This window comes from Neptunicoccus cionae (assembly GCF_002860325.1).
Classification (GTDB): Bacteria; Pseudomonadota; Alphaproteobacteria; order Rhodobacterales; family Rhodobacteraceae; genus Amylibacter; species Amylibacter lutimaris.
In genome coordinates this window covers 610,386-631,441 of record NZ_PKOJ01000002.1, presented here as the reverse complement: position 1 = coordinate 631,441, position 21,056 = coordinate 610,386, and the positions used below count along the sequence as shown (strand labels likewise).

Below are 21,056 nucleotides of genomic sequence, written 5' to 3'. Positions count from 1 at the left end.
AGATTGCGCAAGCACCTCATTTCATTGAGGTAATTGCTTTGAAACTCGGCGTTTAGCTGGTGTTTAAGTGGTGCCCCCACACGGACTCGAACCGCGGACCTACTGATTACAAATCAGTTGCTCTACCAGCTGAGCTATAGGGGCACTGGGGGGGCTTTTGAGGCAAGATGAGGGGGAATGCAAGAGGTTTTTTGCGACGGTTTGCAAAAAATTAATCTTTGTTTGTCAGGCTCACAATTGCCACCGCGATCAGGCTTATCAGGACGATAACCAACGCGGCTGGTGCCGCGCCTTCGATGTCTTCGAGCGAGGCGTGTTGATAGACGGAGGTGGCGAGTGTTGTCTTGGAATAAAGTAGTAAAGTTGCTGGCAGTTCCTTCACGCTGTCCACGAATATCAGAAGGGCTGCGGTGGCAACCGCTCCCTTTATCATGGGAGCGTAGAGCCGTAGCAATGTCTGACGCGGGGATTGCCCGAGCGAGCGGGAAGCCATGCCAAGGGAAGGAGAGATTTTGGTGAATGCGGCATCTATGGTGCCTACGGCAATGGCAAAGAAGCGAACGCAATAGGCCAGCATGACAGCTCCGACAGACCCGACGAGCAACAAGCCCGGATCAAAACCGGTAAGCCAGAGAATGCCATCGGCAACGCGGTGGTCGAGCATGGAAAGCGGGATCAGGAACCCGAGACCAAGGACCGCTCCGGGCGCTGCATAGCCGATCGTGGTGACGGGAAGAATGCGGCTCAGGCCGTTGTGACGGAACAGGCGAACGCTGAAAACCAGCAGAATGCCTGCGATGACCGTAATGGTTGCAGCACCGCCTGCGATGAGAACTGTTCTCAGGGTCGCCTGCCAGAGGGCCGGGTCGCTCCAGAGTTTGGCACGCCCGAAAGCGTGGTCCGCTAGGATCGCCAGCGGCAGGATGAAACCGACCAGAACGGGAAGGGTGCAAAAAAGGGATGCGGCAAAAGCTTTGGTGGCACGCAGTTGTTGGCGTTCCGGGGGGCGCATGTTTCGGGCCGTCTCGTGAAACTTGATCCGGCGGCGGGAAAGTTTTTCAAGGAGAACAAGGACCGTTACAAAAACAAGAATGACACAAGCCAGTTGCGCTGCACCGCCGGCGTTGCTGGCCTCCAGCCAGACGGTAAAGATGCCGGTGGTCAGGGTTTGCACAGCGAAGAATTCCATCGCGCCGAATTCGTTCAGGGTTTCCATCATTACGATGGCCACACCGGCCGCGATAGCAGGACGGGCCAGAGGGAGGCCGACCCTTAGAAAGCTCGCTACAGGTCCACACCCTAGGGCGCGGGAGACTTCTATCGCCGCGCCGGACTGGGTGCGAAAGACACTGCGGGTAAGGAAGTAAACGTAAGGGTAGAGGGCGCCAGCCAGAACGACAATGGCAATGCCGCGAGAACGGATTTCGGGGAACATATAGTCCCTTGGTGTCGCCCACCCGAGCAGCGCGCGCAGGCCTGTTTGCAGCGGCCCCGCATATTCAAGGAAGTCGACCACTGCAAAGGCGGCAATATAGGCGGGGATCGACAAAGGCAGCAGCAAAGCCCATTGCAGGATGTTGCGCCCAGGAAATCTGTACATCACGACCAGCCATGCTGACAGCGTCCCGACCACACCGGCCAGCAACCCGACGCCAGCCATCATGACAATTGAATTTGTCAGGTATCGGGGGAGGGTGGTTGCCAGCAAATGCGGCCATATGTTTTCGCGCGGGAAGAGCGCGAGCCAGAAAACCGTGGCGACCGGCAAAATAACGAGCACGGCGATACCAAGCCCCAGCAGCGTCCAGCCGTCCGGACTGTACCGTCTGCGCCGTGGCGCAGAAGTGACAGGCGCTATATCTGATGTTTCAACCATTGATCCGCGCTTAAACCAAAGCTATTTCGGTGTCTACACGTGTAACAGGCAGTCAATGGATTTCAGACTTCACATCGGCGTGCACCGGAGCGCAACGCAACACCTCCGCAAGATACTCTGGCAGAACCGTGATCTGTTGCAGTCCGAAGGGATTTGCGTGCCGCTGGCCGATCAGGCTGAGCGGGCTTTTGCAAGGGCGATCAAGCAGATCAGCAGCGGGGTTTCTTCAGCCGAGGTGAAAGGCGAACTGGTTTCCGCCTTAACCGGAGATAAAGACTATCGTCGCGTGGTCATGATTGATCCGAGTATTTCGGGAACATTGATGCGGCCTGTCGGGAAGGAATATTTCTATCCCCGCATTGCTACGACGATGTCGCGGATTCTGAACGTTCTTGACGGGGCTCCGCTTCGGGTTTTCGTCGGTCTGCGTAATCCTGCCAGTTTCGTGCCGTCCTGTTATTGTGCGGGTATGCGGCACAATCCGGGCCTGTCGTTCGAAGACTTCGTCGCGGATGCGAACCTGCAGGGGTTGCGCTGGTCGGATTATCTGCACCGTGTGCAGTTAAAGAAGACCGAACTACCGATCACTGTTTGGCGCTATGAGGATTATCCTTTCATGTGGCGGGATGTTGCGCAGGCCCTGACGGGTATACCAAACCGCGAACTTCTGGTGGGGAGCAGCGTGCCGGTGAACACTGGCCTGTCCTTGCGCGGGGCAATTCTGATGCATTCCTACCTGGAAGAACATCCCGTGGGGACGCGGGCAGAGTTCGAAAAACTGAGCCGCGCTTTTGATAGAAAATTCCCAAGCTCACAGGGGTTCAACGATGAACTTCACTGGCCCGAGGAATTGACTGAAGGTATGACAGAGAACTACGAAGACGATCTCTATTATATCGAACGGATGGACAACGTCATGATGCTCTCACCCGAGCGGTATGACTGAACTGCCTTGGGGCGGTAGCTACACCCGACAACCTGTTTTCTTTAGGATACTGCGCGCAGTTGGTCGATGTCTTCGGTTCCCGGCTCGTCACCGCCTGTATCAGTGTCATCGGCAAGCGGGCAGGTGAACCAGAATATTGTCTTTTCATTTGGAATGCTCTTGAACCCGATAGTTCCGCCCATGGATTCCACCAGATGACGGGAGATGTTCAAGCCGAGTCCGGTGCCGACCTTCTTTTTATTGGCTTTCGTATCGGCCTGCGCAAAGGGCTGGAAGATCCGGTTGTGGAACTCTTCGGGAATGCCCGGTCCGAAGTTGGTCACGGCAATGCGGACCTCACCTGATAACAGCTGAGCGCTCAACCTGACCCGCGTTCCCTTGTCAGAGAATTTGCAGGCGTTGGACAGCAGGTTGGTGAGAACCTGAATGATCCGCTTCTGATCGGTCCAGATACGGTAGTTCCCTTTCGGGATCGAAACATCCAGCCCGACACCGCATTGTGCGGCATAAGGGGCGATCTGATCGGAGACGAGTACCAGAAGCTTGCTGAGACATTCTTCCTTGGCGTCGATCTGCATCTGGCCTGCGTTCATCTTCTCCATGTCCAGAATGTCGTTGACCAGATTATACAGCCGTTCGGAGTTTGATTGCGCGATTTCTACCAGCCTGCTTGCAACAGGGAGTTGCGTGTCCTTCAGTTGGGCTTCCAGAAGACCCAGCGACCCTTTGATTGATGTCAGTGGTGTGCGCAGTTCGTGGCTGACGGTAGCAACAAAATCCTGTTTCATCCGCTCCACGCGGATTCGGTCTGTGATATCGACCTGCGTGCCAATCATGCGAAGGGCCTGTCCGTCATCGTCCCATTCCACAACGACGGCGTCAGACTGGATCCAGCGCCAATCAGATCCGCTGTCAGAGACACGGAAACGGGCTTCGGCCCGATCTGTGTCGCCGTCAATACAGGCGCGATGTGCCTTTATCAGGTTCGCGCGATCGTCCGGATGGATGTGATCCAGCAGGTCTTTATACGGATCGGACGGGTCGCTCGAACTGGTGATGTTCATCATCATACGCCACATCTTTGAAACCACAGATGTGTTCTTTTCGAGGTCGATATCGAAGACGCCGATTTGTGCGCCGATAAGGGCAAGGTTCCAGCGTTCTTCCATTTTTGCGATCTGGCGGGCCTGCCGTTCCCGTTTGGTGATGTCCCGCATCAGCAGCGTCACACGGATTTCGCTTCCTGAAGTCAGCCAGGTGTTTTTCTCCACCTCCAGAATGGTCTCGCCGTTGCTGTATTCCGTAGCCGGCAGGGTCAGTTTGAAACGGGAGTCCGGTTCGCGCGGGTCAAGGCCAGGCAGGACCTCGGCAATGTTACGTGTTTCCAGTCCAACGGTCTTGGGGGTTAGCAACAGGGTCTGCGCTGCATCATTTACCTGAAGGATCCGGCCATCGGCATCGGTCGAAACAATTGCCAGCATTGCGTTTTCAATAATAGATCGCCGTTCCGTTTCCCGTGTAGCCAGTTCGTTGGACTTTTCCTCGACAAGCCGGGTAATCGTGCGTTCGCGCCGGTTCATGAAACGCAAAATCATGAAAATCAGCGCTGTGAGAGAAAGACACAGTGCCAGCAGTATCCAATGGGCACGGAAAGGCTGGATGTAATCGAATTTACTCGAGCCGTTCCATTGCAGGCGCATCGGCTGGCCAAAGCCTTCAACCTGCATGACCCTTTGGAACTTGGGGGCTGGATTGGCCTGTGCATCGGTTATGTTCTGATAAAGGGGTGGTGCGTCTGTGTTGCCCTTGGTAAACCAGACGCGTAGTTCCACCAGTTCATTCTGCGCTGGGGAAAGCGTATCAAAAGCGCTGTCCATATCCATAATTGCAAAGACATAGCCAAGAAATTCAGCCGGGCGGAGTGTGCCGTCCGTTTCGTTTCTCGCGCTCCGCGTTACCGGACGCAAGATGATACCCTTGCTCACCAGTTCCCCGTCAATGGGTAGTTCGATATTGGGAACGAGTGTCAGTTGACCGGACTCGCGGGATTTCTTTGCGGCGGCAATGACGTCCGGATACTGGTTGAAGTCGGTGCCGATTACAGAGTCGCCAGGCGTACGGGGGCGGATACGCTGTACGATCAAGCTGTCTGAATCCGGTGACGGATGAGAGGCGAAGCCGATAGCGTTAATACCCGATTGGTTTTCGCGGATGTTGATTGCGCTGGCGTAGTCGTCCATCTCTACATAGCTGATATTGTCCGAGGCAATGAACAGTCCTGCGAGTCCGCCCAGGGTGCGCTCGTAGATTTCTCTGGTGCGACGCAAGGACGTGACGGCCTGTTCTATGATTACAGAGAAGTTCTCTTCGGACTTATGGTCTGCGATGCGCTTAACAGTGACGGTGGCCAATGCCGAGGCTAACAGGCAGAACCCGATAACCACACATTGCAACCAAAACGAACCTCGTTTTGAAATCATACCCGATCTGCCCACTAATCCGGTGCCCTTTTACCAGTGTTGCGTAAACGCAGCCGCCAGCCGGACACACATTTTATCTTTCCAGAGGATAAGCGAAATTATGCTTGTCTGGCAGGTGGAAAGTGACGTGCAGGGTAAGTTTGTATCACTTGCGGGGATTGTATGTCACACAATTTTAAGAGGTTTTTACCTTAATAGCGCAACTATAGGATATTTTTTACTGTCTTGCGCGTAGAGTGGTTCACCCGATCTGGGAGGCAATTTGCTCTACCCGATCCAGATCCTCTTGAATCGGAAGTTTGTGTTTTGCCCTTTCCAGCGCAAGTCTGGAATGTCGGCGGGCCTCTACATTCATTCCGGGGTAGTCCAGTGCGGAAATCGAAAGGAACGCTTTTTGCAGGCGGATGCCAACCTCAACCGTGCCGGCACCGTCCCGTGCAATGGGTGTGAACGCATCGTCGAACAATTCCGCCAGTTCAAGGGCCGGAACAATGATCCGGTTGTAAGTGACTTCCGGTTTTTCCTGTTGTGCCCCTGCTTCAACCCATTTCGCAAACAGCCGCACAAAGCTGCCGATAATAACGATAGCTGTTCCAGGATCGTTCACCGCAGGGGAGAGTGCCCGAGCGGCGATTTCGGCAAGGACGACCACGCCGAAGCGGGGATCTTCATCAAAGGTGCGGTTTGCGCCGATAACAAAAGCTTCCTGAATTTCGGTGACTATGTCCGGATCGGGAGGATCAAGCGTGTCGAGCACAACGATAGGACGGTCAGGCGCCAGAAAACGACCAGCGGGTGCGGCGATCATCAAGCGGAAATCATGTTCTTCTGCAAGGTCCTGCAATGCGTGCATGTTAACATACTGCACATATCCGACCTCGTCACAGTAAATCTTGACCCCGTGAAGTGTGTTCTTGACTGTATGCTCCACGCCACCCATGAAAGGCGCTTTCTGATGCTTTTCGAGACTTTGCCTTGTTGCACGCTCGGCTTTTTCAATTGTGGTACCTAACCGTCCGAGGCGCGCGATGTTGTCAACCCAGCGCACGAAAGTCAGGATCACCCAAGCGAAAATCGTCAGCGTTAGCATGAACAGGACAAACAACCCGCCTCGGCCGTAAAACCCCGTCTTCAGAGCTACAATAGATACGATGCTGAAAATGAAAGCGCCGATAAAGCTGCTGAGTGCGGTTTTCGAGACATCATCCTCAAGCACCAGGGTGAATGCGCGGGGAGTCGCTGCCTGACTGGCGGAGGAATAGGAAGACAGCATCGAGCCAACTGCAAATGTGGCAACCGCCAGCATGGATGACGAGATGATAGTCAGCAGGGTTTCAATCGTGCCGGATGTAATTTCAGGCAGTTCCTTGCTAAAAGGTAGCCTGTCAGCAAACTGGGCGAACAAGGCTGCTGAAACCGCGATAAGGCAGTAGACCAGTGGCTTGAACCACAGTCGTTTGCGCAGTTGCAGAACCGAATGGATAAATCGTGTTTTCATTCTCTGTGCGTCTCCGAATGTGCCCCGCGCCGGATCGACGGGTAAATCCGCGTACCAGAAAGCCAGCCGTAAAATTGTTTCTACACATGGAAGTTAGCGGCGGAAGTTTAGAGGGCAAACACATTCGCACGCAGGATGATACAGAGTATTTGAATCGGTGCAAAAATGATCTAAATCGAAGTTTGGTTCTGTGGTTTGCAAGTGTCCCGACCAGCCCTGTACTTTTTGCTCAAGCGGCTGATTTGACGATATTTTTGAGCCCGAATATATTTTGACTGACGGAGTTGCCGGAATGCAAATCAATCTGGACGCAATTTTTGCTTCCGCCTTGTCACCATATGTACTGGTTGACACGGATCTTCGCATGGTTTGGGCGAATGAGGCCTATCTGAGAGTGACAGGTCGGACCCGCGACCGGCTGATCGGACGCCGGATGACGGATGAATTTCCCGCACCGGAGGATTCTGTATCCGATAAAATGTTGCGCGGATCGTTTCGCAAGGTTTTTGAAACCGGAGAACCGGACCATCTGCCACTTATTCCATATCCTATCGAAAATGCAGACGGAACGGTTGAAGACCGCTACTGGAGCGCCACCCACACGCCGATTTTAGGAGCGGATGGCAGTGTCGAATATATCCTGCAAAATACAATGGATGTGACGGGAATTTACCGCGGTGAAGATGGCGGCGGGATCGAATACCTGCGGGAACGGGTCGCCATGATCGAGCGGGCAGAGGCGGTGGCTAACAAGAACCTCGCTCTGGAGACGATGACAGAGTTCTTCAAGTCGACATTTGATCAGGCGCCTAGTTTTATGGCGGTTCTGGATGGGCCGGATCATGTATTTAAAATGGCCAACAGGACTTATATCGACCTGATTGGCCAGAGGGAGATTATCGGTCTGACCGTCCGCGAGGCACTGCCTGATATCGCCGGACAGGGATTCTTTGAACTTCTGGATCAGGTTTACACTTCCGGAGAGCCGGTTTCCTTCAAGGGGATGCCTGCCACGCTTCAGGCAACTCCAGATGCCGAACCCGAAAAGTTTTACGTAGATTTCATGTTCCACCCGCTGAAAGACGCTGACGGCAACGTCACCGGTATCTTTGTGCAGGGACATGATGTAACCCGCCAAAAGACCGCCGAAGCCAATCTGGCGGCAACCCGCGAGAAATTTCGCACCATGGCGCAGTCCATGCCAAACCATGTGTGGACCGCGGACAAGGACGGTAGTCTTAACTGGCTGAACGACCGCACGTATGAATTTACCGGTGAGACAGAAGGAACCCTTTACGGACCAAACTGGGTCAAAGTTGTGCATCCTGACGATGTAGACATCGCAGTTGCGGCATGGACCTATTCGATTGAAAACGAAGTCAATTACGAGACTGAATTTCGTATTCGCAAGGCTGACGGCAGTTATCGCTGGCACATTGTACGCGCTTCCCTGTTACGGGCCGATGACGGCTCGCTGAGCGGTTGGGTTGGGACCAATACCGACATTGAGGAACGCAAAACCTCTGAAGAGCAGATCGAGCGGCTGAATGCGACTCTGGAAACCCGCGTGGCGCGGCGTAACCGCGAACTGGAAGAACTGCACGCCACGTTGCGTCAAAGTCAGAAAATGGAAGCGATCGGCGGGCTGGCAGGGGGGATTGCCCATGATTTCAACAACCTTCTTCAGGTAGTTACTGGAAATTTGCAAATGATCTCTCGCGAAATAGAAGAGGGATCGCCGGCACAGGAACGTCTGGAGCAGGCCACTAAAAGTGTGTCGCGCGGGGCGATGCTGGCCTCTCAATTGCTGTCGTTTGCCCGCAAACAACCGTTGTCGCCTGTACCTCTCAATCTGGCGGATCTGCTGGCGGAAAACACCGATATTCTGGGCAGTGCCGTGGGCGAAGGGGTCGAGTTGGTAACGATCGTTCCGGACGGGTTGTGGAACACCAACATTGACCCCAACAATATGGAAAACGCATTGCTGAACCTTGCGATCAACGCACGGGACGCGATGGACGGGCAGGGATGTCTGACCATCGAACTTGCCAATGCGGAATTTGACGAAAAATATGCGGCTTCCCATCCGGTTGTGGACGCCGGCCAGTATGTGGCGATTTCAGTACGCGATACCGGCTGCGGGATGCCGCCGGAAATTGTCGAAAAAATCTTCGAACCGTTTTTCACCACGAAGGAAGACGGCCACGGCACAGGTCTGGGGCTTTCGATGGTCTACGGCTTTGCCAAGCAGTCGGGTGGGCATATTACCATTACCAGCGCTGTCGGCAGTGGAACGGTCATTAACATCTATCTGCCACGCACTTTGAAAGAGGTGCAGAGCGGAAATCTGACGGATGCCGAAAGGGTAATGTACGGGACCGAAACCATTTTGATGGTCGAGGATGACGACGAAGTCCGCGAAACGGCCCGATTGATGCTTGAGGATCTAGGCTACGGGGTGTTGCCCGCCGCAGATGCGGATGAGGCGCTGACCATTCTGGACCGCATTCACAACATTGACCTCTTGTTCACTGATGTGGTGATGCCCGGAAAAACCAACGGGCAGGAACTGGCCAAGCAGATTCAGGAAATCCGGCCGGATATGCCTGTTCTGTTCACATCCGGCTATGTGCAGGATGCCATTGTGCATGACGGTCGCCTGGATGAAGGCGTGCAATTGTTGAGCAAGCCCTACACCCAGTCGGAATTGCAGCGAAAAATCCGTCAGGTGCTCGACGCGGCCTATCCGCCCGAAACGGATCAGACCGAAACGCGGGACAAAGTGCAGGAAGCGGAGCCTTCGCAGGGCAGCGCAACTGCGGGCGAACGGGTCGAACAGGGCGGCACTGCAAGCGACTATTCCATTCTGGTCTGCGAGGATGACTTCCTGATCCTGACTGACATTGCAGAAGGTCTGCGGGAGGCCGGTTACACAGTGTTTGAGGCGACCAACGGGGCCGATGCTCTGCAGGTGTTACAGGAACAGAACGTTAACGCACTGGTAACGGATGTCGGCCTACCGGGACAATCAGGCGAGGAACTCGCAACGCAGGCCCGTGCGGGTTTTCCGGATCTGCCCGTCGTCTTTGCAACAGGCGGTGTAGAGGTGCCGGCAGCTGAGGTGTTGGGCAACTGTTTGGTGCTTACAAAACCGTTTCAGGAAACCCAATTGCGCGAGGCGCTGGAAGGATTGCTGAACAAAGCAGCGGCGGCGGAATAACCGCTGCTGCTTTGCAGTATGAATAATCCTAGCCTTGGTTATAGCCCTTGCGGTCCAGCACACCATCCGCCCAACGTTCCGAGGAAGCGCCGAAACAGTCATGGATGGAATCGGCGGCAATGACGCTACCAAGAGCCAGACGTCCAAGCATGGAGAGGCCGTTCCGCAAGTTTCCATCACGGTCAATAACCTGCCCGTCAGGGGCTGTCGCTGCTCCGGAGCCTTCGTAACGAGGACACAGGGCGCCTTCCGATTTCAGTTGCTCGAAGAGCCCGTCCGAAACAGCGTCCAGCGACGGGGGCGGTAGAACTGCGTCAATCATGACCGAGACATTCGCCTCTGCGTCATGTTCCTCCAGATGCCATCCGCCGTCGATCAACTCGATATCGGGGTCGTCGACCACGCGCAGGCTGACCAGACCGGCCTCTAACAAGGCCAGAAGCTCTCTGGAAGAGCGCAAAGGCGGACCGTAGGAGTAACGCTTCAATCCCTCGTCAAAGCCGACGATTGTTCGGGCTGTGTCGGCTTCCATCTGGGCGGAATTGAAATTTGCGCGTAACTCGTTCTGTATCTTGCGCCAGACCTGTCCGACGCAGTAGCCCACTGTCGGAGGTGCACTCCCTTCGGCCATGGCAATGCCGTGTTTCAGGGCTTCTTCCGGGCTGTCGTTCTCTTGCTCACCCGGAGAGCTTTGCTCGGTCTGAAGCCACTCCTTTACCGCCTGTTCATCAAACCCTGCCTCCAGTGCTTTGCCGATCCGAACGACAGGGGGAAGCAATGCCTCGCAAATGGGGGTAAGGGCGCGGTCCGGCTCCTGCGCAACAGCTTCTTGTACGGCAATTTCAAACTGCTCGACTTCTTCAGGCGTCGGGTCGAATTTCTTGTCCTGCGTGGAGTCTACGGGTTTGGGAAAGGGGGGCTGTCCGTTCAGGGAAAACGCATAGATCATGGCCGGTTCCTTGCCGGAGGGGTGGTACGTCCCTGCTTCAAAGCGGCCGCCGAGACCAACCGTCAGGAAGCGCATCACATCGCAGGTGGATAAACCCAATCCGCGAATTCCGACTTTTCGTCCGGCCCAGCTTTCTGCTGCTGCCAACAACAGCCGGTCGGGGTAGGCGTTAATTACGCAAGCTCCTGTGTCCTCCGCGTGCTCGATCCACCGCGCCCATTGTTCGTCCGGCGGGGTAAGGGGTTGGCCGGGAATGAGCAGTACTTCGTCGAAAGGACCGAAAGTTTCATCACCTGCCCTGATCTGCCAGCCCGCATCGGCACGATCCAGCCGCGAGGCTTTGGTTTTCAGCGCCGTTACTTTTATGTTCACGCCGCTGGAACGGGTCAGATCCCGAAACCGCGCCATAAGATACGCTCCGAGTTCGGCACGCGGTGGAAACCTTTCGGTGTCGCCGTGACCCCGATGGGCCTGCCATTTGGCAAAATCTCCGCAGGGCAGGGAGAGTGCAGGCGGAATATCCACCTCCCGTAAGGGAATGTTCAAGATGCTGTGGGGAGTCTGGGCCGGATCAAAGTTCGGACCGGCACCGGGGAGTTGCAAGTCGTCAAATAATGTCAGGTCGAGCGTTATGTCGCTGTTTTTGACCCGCGCCACCAGTGCCTCCAGCGCGCCCAGCCCGCGCGGGCCGGCCCCGATCAATGCGATGCGAATCTTGTCAGTCTTAAGTGTCATGAAAACATCCTAGGTTTGTAAGTCGGGCACATCGAACCGCGGCGCCGGTCAGATTGGGAAAGAATGTGGCGTGCTACCGGAAATTGTCCAGTGAGGCCGTTATGCTCACATTTGAGTGATTGCTCAAATACACTATTGAGTGATCGCTCAAATGTGTTATCTGTTTGTGCAACCCCAAAGCGGGGGAGCACAGACCTGCCCGTGTTCGGGTACAGAAAAACGAAAAGAGGAACGCCCCATGGCCGAATTTAAAATCCACACAATCGAATCCGCACCTGAAGCCGGCAAACCGCTGCTGGAAAAATCCTACAAAGCGAATGGCCGTATTCCGGGCCTGCACGGTACAATGGCCGATGCGCCGCAACTGCTTGAAGCCTATCAGGTTGCTCACGCCCAGTTCATGGCGACAAGCCTGACAGATGAAGAGAAAACAGTTGTCTGGCAGACCATCAACGTAGAGCACGAATGCCACTACTGTGTGCCGGCCCACACTGGTATTGCCAAAATGATGAAGGTGGATGACGCCATCACCGAAGCCCTGCGCAACGAAACACCGCTGCCGACCGCCAAACTGGAAGCCCTGCGCACCTTTACGCTGCTGGTAATCCGCAACCGCGGTTTTGTGGATGATGCCGATACGCAAGCTTTCCTTGACGCTGGCTTCACCACAACCAACATCCTCGAAGTTATTCTGGGTGCAGCACAGAAGGTGATGTCCAACTATGTGAACCACTTCGCCAAAACACCTGTGGACGAAGTGTTCCGCAAATTTGAATGGTCCCGTAGCAAAGTTGCAGCGGAATAAACCGGTTCAACCCTGCGGCGTTCCTCCCGCGTCGCAGGGTTGTTTTTGACAGCGGTCCTGTGACCGCTATCTTACAGAAGTAAACACAGGGCGGCCGTGTTGCTGCCCTTTGCGCACTCGTCTACACAGTGCGGGACCAAATTCTTGAAAGGACACGTCATGACTGATCCGCTCCGCATCGATATAATCTCCGACGTGATGTGCCCTTGGTGCATTATCGGATACCGCCAGTTAGCGCAGGCGTTGGAAAACGCCGGAATCGATCATGAAATCCACTGGCATCCGTTCGAGTTGAACCCTGAAATGCCAGCAGAAGGCCAGAATATGCGCGAGCATATCGTCGAGAAATACGGCTCGACGCCCGAACAATCGGAACAGAGCCGCCAGCAAATGACCAAACTTGGCGCGGATCTGGGGTTTACCTTCAATTTCGCACAAGACATGCGAATGCATAACACGTTCAACACCCATCAACTGCTGCATTGGGCAGAAACCCAAGGCCGCAAACACGATCTGAAAATGGCGCTGTTTGACGCCCATTTCACCCATCGTCGCAATCTGTCCGACGACGGCGTACTGGCGGATGTGGCCAGCGAGATCGGGCTGGATCGCGAAGAAGCCGTCGCGGTTTTGGCGGATCAGCGTTATGCGTCTACAGTGCGGGAACTGGAACAGTTCTGGGTGCAACAGGGCATTCGCGGCGTTCCGGCGATGGTCTTCAATCGCAAGCACCTTGTCACCGGTGCGCAAGGGGTTGAAAACTACACCAACGTGCTGCGCCATCTGGCCGGCGAGACCGTCTGACATGGCGCGCGCGGCTCCTTATGATCGTGAAGCAGCGCTGGAGTCCGCTCTGGCCCTGTTTTGGGAAAAAGGGTTTCACGCAACCTCTCTGAAAGATCTCGAAAAGACCTTGAGTATGAAGCCGGGCAGCATTTATGCCGCCTTTTCATCCAAAGAAAACCTGTATTTGCTGGCATTGGAACGCTATTTCAACGCGTCGCGTGCCAGAATGCGGGATATCATGGACAAGGCAGAGTCACCGCTCGCAGCGCTGGCGGATTACTTGCGCTCTTTCGCAAGACTGGCTCCGGGTGACAGGGCGCGGCAGGCTTGTATGTTGACAAAGACGCTGGTGGATACCCGCAGCACGGAACCTGCCATTGCTGCTGCGACGCAGGAGTATCTGACTGAAATGCATAACGAATTTGCCGCTGCCTTTCGTGCGGCGCAATCTTGCAAAGAACTTTCAAACGCGTTGGATGCAAACCGTTTGGCCCGCCGTTTTCAAGCCAATGTTACAGCCTTGCGGCTGGCTTTGCATCAAGAGATGGAAGCTGCGGCATTTGAGGAACTTGCCGAGGATATGGCCCGCGAGATCGAGGATATGCGCCAAGCGGAAATGTCCTGACTTTCAGATCAGTTTTGAGAGCAGGGCAAGAGTTTGCCGTTCAAAGTTTTCTGGTGCGTCTGGGGCTCCGGCGAGATGCTTTTGCAAGTGATACCGGAAGGTTGCGTCTAGTACGAGGTAGACGGGTCCGGCCTGTTCCACCGGCAGATTCAATCGCGAAAGTAGTCCGGCGACAAGTTCGGTCAGGTCGTTCTCTATACTTTCTACCACTCCCATAAACGCAGGATCAAACATCCCTTGCGCGCGGATGTCATACCAGAGCCGGTGGGTTTCCGCCTCTCGCCGGATCGACAATGAAAGGCCGTGAACAAAATGTGTCACAATCCGTTCCGGCTCCAAGTCTGTCTGGAGGATGCTGTTCATCTCGGCAATGAAGGCGATTTTGTATCGGCGCACACAATAGCTGATCAGATCGGCGCGGTCCTCAAAGTAATAATGCAATGTGCCAACGGCAACATTCGAAGCCTCTGCGATATCCCGCAGGCTGGTGTGCGCGTAACCCAGAGTTTTCAGCGTCTCGATCGCGTGATCGGCAAGCTGATCCTTTTTATACGCCCGCCGGCAGGATCTGGCTTCTGCTTTTTCAGCGAGACGGCTTATCTTCGCGAGCTGAATCATTTGTTTCAAATCCTTTCCTTGGTGGGCCTTTTCCCGCAGACCGGTTAAACGGCTCGTCCGCCATTTGATCACTGCCACTGAACGTATGTCCAGAAAAATAAACAATGTTTTCACCTTAAAATTGAAAGTTGTTTTTAATCAAGATATTGCAGTGTGAGAAATGAACGTTTCTTGTCGATTTTTTTGGAATTTTGCCGATCTGCAACACCTGAAGTTACCGTTTGGCCACATGATTTGCTTGGACGAGCCAAGATGTTGCACCCTGAAGAAGGGAGAAATTTGTCTTGGTGGAGCCGTTCTTGCGAGGATAGACTATTGTTGCAATTGGTTCGGTTCCCGCTTCGGGGGCCCTGAAATGTCATTTCACAACGAGAGTACCGGACTGCCCGTGCCGGTTGAGGAGTCATCTCATGCCCGACAAACACATCGTTTATCACATTCCGGTTTGCCCGTTTTCCCAAAGGCTGGAGATCCTGCTGGCCCTTCGCGGGCAGGAAGACGCGGTAGAGTTCCGCGTGGTTGATATTACCAAACCGCGCGATCCTGAATTGCTTGCTAAAACGCGGGGCACAACGGCCTTGCCAGTGTTGGAAACACCGGACGGGACGATCCTTAAGGAAAGTCTCGTGATCCTGCGATATCTCGATGAAGTGATAGAGGGCCCGTCCTTGCGGCGTAGCGATCCGGCCGAGCACGCGATTGAATCCATGCTGGTTGCACAGGAAGGGCCGTTTACCATGGCGGGATATATGTTCGTTATGAACCGTGACCCCGACCAGCGCGGAAGCCATCTAGAAAAACTGTTGAGCCTTTATCGTTCGATGGATGATTTCCTGAAGGCCCATAGCACCGAAGGGCCATTCCTGTTTGACAGTTTCGGACTGGCCGAAGCGGTGTTTACACCGATGTTCAAGCGGTTTTGGTTCCTTGACTATTATGAAGATTTCGAACTTCCGGACACGCCGGACTATGCACGGGTCCGGCAGTGGAAAGAGGCTTGTATGGCCCATGACGCAACCAAGCAGGTGAGCAAGGAAGAAATTGTAAAGCTGTACTATGATTACGCGCTTGGTGCCGGCAACGGGGCACTGGTTGAGGGGCGGAAGGTTTCAAGCTTTGCTTTCGATCCCCCGTGGCAGGCGCGCCCGTGGCCCCCGAAAGACAAGTATTCAACATCAGCGAGTGATGCGGAACTGGGGTTGGTCGCCTGAAGCGGCGAGAGATGCCGACGGGCTGACAGCACTTTCACGGCGCCGCCAGAAGTTAATGAAGAGGGGGCCGGATGTCAGATCACAGCCATACGCAAGCCGACATCGCAGCGCGTATTGGTGCGCCCCCCGGACGGGGCATATTGCGGGATGCGGTTTACGGTGCAATTGACGGGGCAGTCACAACCTTCGCCATTGTGGCCGGGGTAGCAGGGGCGGGGTTATCGCCTTTTATCATCATCGCTTTGGGCGTTGCCAATGTTCTGGCCGACGGGTTTTCCATGGCGGCTGCAAACTATTCCGGTACCAAAGCAGAGTTTGACGACATGCGCCGTCTGCGCAGCATAGAAGAGAGCCACATCAGCCGTTTTCCCGAAGGTGAACTGCTGGAGGTTCGCGAGATACTGGAACAGAAGGGCCTGTCCGGCGACGTGCTTGACCAAGCGGCATTGCAAATTACAAGCAACCGCGAAAACTGGATTGCCCTGATGATGGAAGGGGAATACGGGCTAAGCAGTATTGATCCCCACCCTGTTAAATCCGCCGCCACCACCTTCATTGCTTTCCTGCTCGCTGGTATTGTGCCGTTGTTTCCATTCATTCTCGGCTTGAACAATGCGTTCACGATCTCGGCCGTTATGACGATGCTGACGTTTCTTGTCATCGGAGCATTGAAAAGCCACTGGTCCCTCAGCCCGTGGTGGCGATCTGCTTTGGAGACCCTGCTGATCGGGGGGGCTGCGGCTATGATTGCGTATTATGTCGGGACTCTGTTTCATGCCTGAAATGAAGCCCTTTTTTTAGGGCCGCTGGAAGGACGAACAGTTAACTGTATCGGGTTCTCCGGTTCCAATTTTAACCTGCAAATCTTTTTCGAAAATAAACAAAAAAAGTTCAAATCCAGCGACGGAACACCGTTTGCCATCCGTATCATGAAGAACCGGAACAGCAGACTGCGTCTTTCAGGAGCCATGAGACTTTGAAGAAGTTATTTTTCGCCTTTTTGTCACTCGCCATTCTGGCGGTTGCCTATGGCATTTCCTTTGGCCTGCCCCAGCAGATCACCCGAATCTGGAACGACACTCCAACAGAAACGGCGCGCGCGCCCGAAGGGGCCAGACCGGGGCCAAGGGGAAGGAACCGTGCGACGACTGTTGTTCTCGCTCCTCTGGAAGAGCGGGCTTATACGCTCGTCTTGCGGACAGTCGGCAGTGCCGTCTCGATAAATCGTACCGAGGTGACGGCCAGTGATGCTGGCGAAGTGGTCGAAACTGCACTTCAGGCCAACCGGATGGTGGAGAAGGGCGATTTCCTTTTGCGTTTGGATGACCGCACGGAACAGCTGGCGTTGAAGATTGCCGAGGCGAGCCGCGATCAGGCGCAGGACACCGTTACCCGTTATGAGGGGCTGCGCAAGAACGGCAGCTCGGTCGTTACCGACGTCGCCTTGTCTGAAGCGCGCGTGGCGCTGCGACTTGCCGAAGCAAATGTGGGCCTTGCCGAGGTCGCTTTGGACGATCTTACGATTACAGCACCGATTTCGGGCCGGTTGGGGCTTAGCGACGTGAATGTAGGAGACCGCCTGTCAAGCGGTGAAGCCATTGTTACGATTGACGATACTTCCAGCTTGCTCGCCACATTCGAGGTGCCGGAACGCTCCATCGGTCTGCTGGCAGAGGGCAAACCGGTTCTGGTCTCGACACCGACCTATGCAGGGCATCTCTTTGAAGGTGAAATCATAGCTTTTGACAGTCGGCTCGACAGTGTGACCCGTAGCGCGACGGTCGAGGCGGAAATCGACAATTCAGAGGGTTTGCTGCTTGCCGGCATGACCTTTGTGATCCGCATGACGGACGAAACTCCGCCTCTGCCTGTCGTGCCCGCCACAGCCATCACGTGGGACCGGAGCGGTGCAGGCATCTGGGTTGTCAAAGACGATAGTGCGCGCCGCGTTCCTGTTACAATCCGCTATCGGGAGGGCGATCAGGTCTGGGTCGAAACGGACACCCCTTTGGGTGCCCAGATCGCTGTCGAAGGGGCTTCGAAGCTTCGCGAAGGGGTGCCGGTCACCACGGCTGGATCTCGTAAAGGTCTGGGTGCATGAGTTTCGAAAAGAGCGCACATAAAACCGGTTTCGCCGATGTATTTGTTGCACGCCCGATCTTCGGGATTGTTTTGAACCTGCTTATTATCATCGCAGGTTTAGCTGCGCTGAGCAGTGTAGATATTCGCGAAATGCCGGATGTGGACAACCCTGTGATTTCTGTCAGGACCACCTATGAAGGCGCAGTGGCGAGTACTGTGGATACCGAGGTGACACAGGTACTCGAAGACGCGCTAAGTGCGCTCGAAGGAATGTCATTCATTGAGTCGACTTCCAGCTTGGGTTCCAGCCGTATCACAATCGATCTGTCAGAAGGTACGGATGTTGACGTGGCCGCCAATGAAGCACGTGAGATCGTGTCTGGCACGCTCCGGTCTCTGCCCGACGATATCGAGGATCCGACCGTAACAAAAAGCGACAGTAACGCCGATGCGATCATTCGCCTTGCCCTTTTGGGGGATGCGAGCATCGACACACTGACCCAGATTGCCGAAGAAACGGTGTACGAACGCCTTTCTCTGATCGACGGGATTGCCGAGGTAACGATACGGGGCGAGCGCGCCAACGAGTTTCGGGTGGCGGTGAGTTTACCCTCTTTGTTAAGCCGTGGCCTGACGATCTTTGATGTTTCCAACGCGCTTGTCCAGTTGCGTGACGATACTGCCCTTGGCTCTCTCTCAAGCGAATCCCAAACCCTTTCATTGCGCGTTGGAAATGAAGACGTCACCGTGGACACCATCAATCAGATGCCGGTCAACGACACGACCCAGATCGCCGATGTTGCATTTGTCCAACTGATCCCCGAAGACACGAGCGTCTACACCCGTGTGAACGGGGAAACTGCGGTGGGTCTTGATATCACACGACAGTCGGTTGGGAACACGTTGGACATCTCGCGCGATGTGGGGGTCGCGGTCGAAGAACTGCGCGATCAGTTGCCCGCAGGTGTCCAGCTTCTGATTACCTCAAACGACGGCATCTTCATTGAGGGATCGATTAACGAGGTCGTCAAATCCATTCTTATGGCTACCGGCATTGTAATCGCCGTGATCTTTTTGTTCCTGCGGTCTCCGCGGGCAACCTTGATCCCTGCTGTCACGATCCCTGTGGCCCTGATCGGCACGCTTGCCGCGATCTGGCTGACGGGGTTCTCTGTCAACACAATAAGCCTTCTGGCACTGGTTCTGGCTACAGGGATGGTTGTGGATGACGCGATCGTTGTCGTCGAAAATATCGTGCGAAAGCGCAAGTCCGGTATGGGGGCGTTTGCTGCGGCTGCTTCGGGGACCAATGAAGTTTTCTTTGCCGTTATTTCAACGACCGCCACGCTCGCCGCTGTCTTTATTCCGATTTCATTTTTGCCGGGGCAGGCGGGCGGCGTCTTTTCAGAGTTCGGCTTTGTTCTGGCTTTCGCCGTAACTCTTTCGTCGATCACCGCACTGACCCTCGCGCCGGTGCTTTCAGCACTTCTGGATCCGGGCAAGACGCAGGCAAGCGCAAAGCAGGGCGCGCCGGGGGTGCTGGCGCGCAGCTTTGACCGCGTCATGGATTTTGCCATCCGCACGCCGTTACTGGTTTTGTCCACAGCCGTCGGTTTTGCGATGATCGCCATGGGCGCAGCGACAACCTTGCCTTCCAGTGTCACGCCACAAGAGGATCGTGGTTTCTTTCTGGTGCAGGCGCGCGGGGCGTCGGACACGACAATCGATTACCTTGATAGTCAGGTTCTGTTGGTCGAGGAAATTCTCGCGCCCTATCGGGAAAGCGGGCAGATCGAAACGGTACAAAGCATTATTGGTGTGCGCGGTGGGACAAGTGCCTTCATTATCGCGCGCCTGCCAAACTGGTCCGAGCGCGACTTTACCCAGCAGGAGTTGATCGCGCAGATCAGCGGCCGTCTGGGTTCGGTCCCGGGGGTGCAGGTAAGTGCCCGCTCTACCAATAGCCTCAACATTCGTGGTGCAGGCAGCGGATTGAGTTTCGCTGTGAGTGGCACCAGACTGGCGGATATTACCCAAGCCGCCAACCGTCTTGCTGCGGCCATGTCGCAGGACGATACTTTCGTTAATCCGCAGCTTTCCAACAACAGCGTTAATGCACAACTGGAAGTGAAGGTGGATGATAGCGCCGCAAGCGACATGGGGCTTAACAAGTCCGACGTGACTTCTCTTGTGAGTGCGATGGTTCAGGGCGATATCGCCGTCAGCGTCTTTTCTGATGACGTGGAAATAGACGTCAACGTCGTTCCCGGCGGTCCGCCGATCGACGATCCTTCTGACATCGCATCAATGTCACTTCGTCTCGACAACGGAACGTATATACCGTTGTCTGCCGTGGCTTCACTTGAGACAGTGGTCAGCGATGCGCAGATAGAACGTTTGGGGGGCGCATTATCTGTGTCGATGCAGGCGAACCTTGGCGCAGATGTTGACCTGTCGACTGCGATGGACCGTTTGCTTGCTATCGCCGACGAAATTCTGCCGGACGGAATGGTCATTACTTTCACCGGTGAAGCCGCGACGCTTGATGACTCTCAGGGGGGGATTTATGCGGTTTTCGGGGTGGCTCTGATCGTCGTGCTTCTGGTACTGGCCGCCCAGTTTGAGAGTTTCGCCAGCGCGGTTGTTATCATAATGACAGTGCCTTTCGGACTCGCCGCAGCGCTTCTGGCTATTTCGATGACCGGCGGATCGCTAAACTACTACAGTCAGATCGGTCTTGTTATGCTGATCGGGGTCATGGCGAAAAACGGCATCCTAATCGTCGAGTTTGCAAACCAGTTGCGCGAAGCGGGCGAGGATATCGACAGTGCGATCCGAAGCGCATTGCGCCTTCGCATCCGCCCGGTGATGATGACGATGGTTTCCACAGTCTTTGGCGGTGTGCCCCTGATCCTGACTTCCGGAGCCGGAGCCGAGGCCCGTATTGCTGTGGGCTGGGTAATTGTTGGTGGCTTGGGATTTGCAACCGTATTCACATTGTTCCTGACACCGATCTTCTACCGCTGGATTGCCATTTGGGGCACTGCTCCCGGTGCGGCGGCGCGCAGGCTTCGATCAGAGGTAAACGAACCGGCGCGTGTGTTAAGCTAGGATTGTCCGGGCCGGCTTCATCCTTCAACGAGTGCCTTCCCAAAGGTGACTGAGGCTGGCCTGATCCTTAACAGGAGACAGACGAGGAAGCCGGCTGGTTTCACAAAAGCATCG

General features: G+C 55.1%; 14 protein-coding genes and 1 tRNA gene. 9 read left to right on the top strand and 6 right to left on the bottom strand.

Annotation, left to right across the window (positions count from 1 at the left end):
* Positions 1–68: 68 nt before the first annotated feature.
* Together C0U40_RS08885 and C0U40_RS08880 are read right to left on the bottom strand one after the other, a co-directional pair.
* Positions 69–144, bottom strand: a tRNA-Thr gene (locus tag C0U40_RS08885).
* Between the two features lie 67 nt (positions 145–211).
* A complete protein-coding gene (locus C0U40_RS08880; protein WP_101655385.1) occupies positions 212–1,876 on the bottom strand; it encodes an ABC transporter permease in 1,665 nt (554 codons plus the stop codon).
* Positions 1,877–1,931: 55 nt separating this feature from the next.
* On the opposite strand from C0U40_RS08880, the gene C0U40_RS08875 reads away from it, so the two are divergent.
* On the top strand, positions 1,932–2,822 hold the full coding sequence (locus tag C0U40_RS08875; RefSeq protein ID WP_101655384.1) for a hypothetical protein: 891 nt from the start codon (positions 1,932–1,934) through the stop codon (positions 2,820–2,822).
* A gap of 41 nt (positions 2,823–2,863) precedes the next feature.
* Here C0U40_RS08875 and C0U40_RS08870 read toward each other — a convergent pair whose 3' ends face one another.
* Together C0U40_RS08870 and C0U40_RS08865 are read right to left on the bottom strand one after the other, a co-directional pair.
* On the bottom strand, positions 2,864–5,302 hold the full coding sequence (locus C0U40_RS08870; RefSeq protein ID WP_101655383.1) for an ATP-binding protein: 2,439 nt from the start codon (positions 5,300–5,302) through the stop codon (positions 2,864–2,866).
* A gap of 241 nt (positions 5,303–5,543) precedes the next feature.
* Positions 5,544–6,800: a DUF2254 domain-containing protein gene (locus tag C0U40_RS08865; RefSeq protein ID WP_101655382.1), complete on the bottom strand. Its 1,257-nt coding sequence runs from the start codon at positions 6,798–6,800 to the stop codon at positions 5,544–5,546.
* 292 nt (positions 6,801–7,092) lie between these two features.
* On the opposite strand from C0U40_RS08865, the gene C0U40_RS08860 reads away from it, so the two are divergent.
* Entirely contained in the window at positions 7,093–10,020 is a 2,928-nt protein-coding gene (locus C0U40_RS08860; protein WP_101655381.1) for a hybrid sensor histidine kinase/response regulator, read from the top strand.
* Positions 10,021–10,048: 28 nt separating this feature from the next.
* Here the strand turns inward: C0U40_RS08860 and C0U40_RS08855 are convergent, their stop codons facing one another.
* Positions 10,049–11,704 (bottom strand): FAD/NAD(P)-binding protein, encoded by a 1,656-nt coding sequence (locus tag C0U40_RS08855; protein WP_101655380.1) that lies wholly within the window; start codon positions 11,702–11,704, stop codon positions 10,049–10,051.
* A gap of 238 nt (positions 11,705–11,942) precedes the next feature.
* Between C0U40_RS08855 and C0U40_RS08850 the strand changes: the two genes are divergently transcribed.
* The 3 genes from C0U40_RS08850 to C0U40_RS08840 all read left to right on the top strand — a co-directional run bounded on the left by C0U40_RS08850 (position 11,943) and on the right by C0U40_RS08840 (position 13,920).
* The gene (locus tag C0U40_RS08850) at positions 11,943–12,509 is read left to right on the top strand and encodes a carboxymuconolactone decarboxylase family protein (protein WP_101655379.1); all 567 of its coding nucleotides are present in this window, start codon (positions 11,943–11,945) and stop codon (positions 12,507–12,509) included.
* Positions 12,510–12,668: 159 nt separating this feature from the next.
* The gene (locus tag C0U40_RS08845) at positions 12,669–13,313 is read left to right on the top strand and encodes a DsbA family oxidoreductase (RefSeq protein ID WP_101655378.1); all 645 of its coding nucleotides are present in this window, start codon (positions 12,669–12,671) and stop codon (positions 13,311–13,313) included.
* A gap of 1 nt (position 13,314) precedes the next feature.
* Positions 13,315–13,920, top strand: coding sequence for a TetR/AcrR family transcriptional regulator (locus C0U40_RS08840; RefSeq protein ID WP_101655377.1), 606 nt, complete (start codon positions 13,315–13,317; stop codon positions 13,918–13,920).
* Positions 13,921–13,923: 3 nt separating this feature from the next.
* Here C0U40_RS08840 and C0U40_RS08835 read toward each other — a convergent pair whose 3' ends face one another.
* Positions 13,924–14,538, bottom strand: a complete 615-nt coding sequence (locus C0U40_RS08835; protein ID WP_145991914.1) for a TetR/AcrR family transcriptional regulator — start codon at positions 14,536–14,538, stop codon at positions 13,924–13,926.
* Positions 14,539–14,948: 410 nt separating this feature from the next.
* Between C0U40_RS08835 and C0U40_RS08830 the strand changes: the two genes are divergently transcribed.
* From C0U40_RS08830 to C0U40_RS08815, 4 genes are all read left to right on the top strand, one after another.
* Complete coding sequence (locus tag C0U40_RS08830) at positions 14,949–15,749, top strand: glutathione S-transferase family protein (protein ID WP_101655375.1); 801 nt, start codon at positions 14,949–14,951, stop codon at positions 15,747–15,749.
* Between the two features lie 71 nt (positions 15,750–15,820).
* Complete coding sequence (locus C0U40_RS08825; RefSeq protein WP_101655374.1) at positions 15,821–16,531, top strand: VIT1/CCC1 transporter family protein; 711 nt, start codon at positions 15,821–15,823, stop codon at positions 16,529–16,531.
* Between the two features lie 194 nt (positions 16,532–16,725).
* A complete protein-coding gene (locus tag C0U40_RS08820) occupies positions 16,726–17,850 on the top strand; it encodes an efflux RND transporter periplasmic adaptor subunit (protein ID WP_101655373.1) in 1,125 nt (374 codons plus the stop codon).
* On the top strand, positions 17,847–20,942 hold the full coding sequence (locus tag C0U40_RS08815) for an efflux RND transporter permease subunit (RefSeq protein WP_101655372.1): 3,096 nt from the start codon (positions 17,847–17,849) through the stop codon (positions 20,940–20,942). The genes C0U40_RS08820 and C0U40_RS08815 overlap by 4 nt, the downstream gene beginning before the upstream one ends.
* The last annotated feature ends 114 nt before the right edge of the window (positions 20,943–21,056 follow it).

Bases quoted from the DNA above. Each gene is read 5' to 3' on its own strand.
- C0U40_RS08880 (WP_101655385.1), bottom strand. From the start codon at position 1,876: ATGGTTGAAACATCAGATATAGCGCCTGTCACTTCTGCGCCACGGCGC.
- C0U40_RS08875 (WP_101655384.1), top strand. From the start codon at position 1,932: ATGGATTTCAGACTTCACATCGGCGTGCACCGGAGCGCAACGCAACAC.
- C0U40_RS08870 (WP_101655383.1), bottom strand. From the start codon at position 5,302: ATGATTTCAAAACGAGGTTCGTTTTGGTTGCAATGTGTGGTTATCGGG.
- C0U40_RS08865 (WP_101655382.1), bottom strand. From the start codon at position 6,800: ATGAAAACACGATTTATCCATTCGGTTCTGCAACTGCGCAAACGACTG.
- C0U40_RS08860 (WP_101655381.1), top strand. From the start codon at position 7,093: ATGCAAATCAATCTGGACGCAATTTTTGCTTCCGCCTTGTCACCATAT.
- C0U40_RS08855 (WP_101655380.1), bottom strand. From the start codon at position 11,704: ATGACACTTAAGACTGACAAGATTCGCATCGCATTGATCGGGGCCGGC.
- C0U40_RS08850 (WP_101655379.1), top strand. From the start codon at position 11,943: ATGGCCGAATTTAAAATCCACACAATCGAATCCGCACCTGAAGCCGGC.
- C0U40_RS08845 (WP_101655378.1), top strand. From the start codon at position 12,669: ATGACTGATCCGCTCCGCATCGATATAATCTCCGACGTGATGTGCCCT.
- C0U40_RS08840 (WP_101655377.1), top strand. From the start codon at position 13,315: ATGGCGCGCGCGGCTCCTTATGATCGTGAAGCAGCGCTGGAGTCCGCT.
- C0U40_RS08835 (WP_145991914.1), bottom strand. From the start codon at position 14,538: ATGATTCAGCTCGCGAAGATAAGCCGTCTCGCTGAAAAAGCAGAAGCC.
- C0U40_RS08830 (WP_101655375.1), top strand. From the start codon at position 14,949: ATGCCCGACAAACACATCGTTTATCACATTCCGGTTTGCCCGTTTTCC.
- C0U40_RS08825 (WP_101655374.1), top strand. From the start codon at position 15,821: ATGTCAGATCACAGCCATACGCAAGCCGACATCGCAGCGCGTATTGGT.
- C0U40_RS08815 (WP_101655372.1), top strand. From the start codon at position 17,847: ATGAGTTTCGAAAAGAGCGCACATAAAACCGGTTTCGCCGATGTATTT.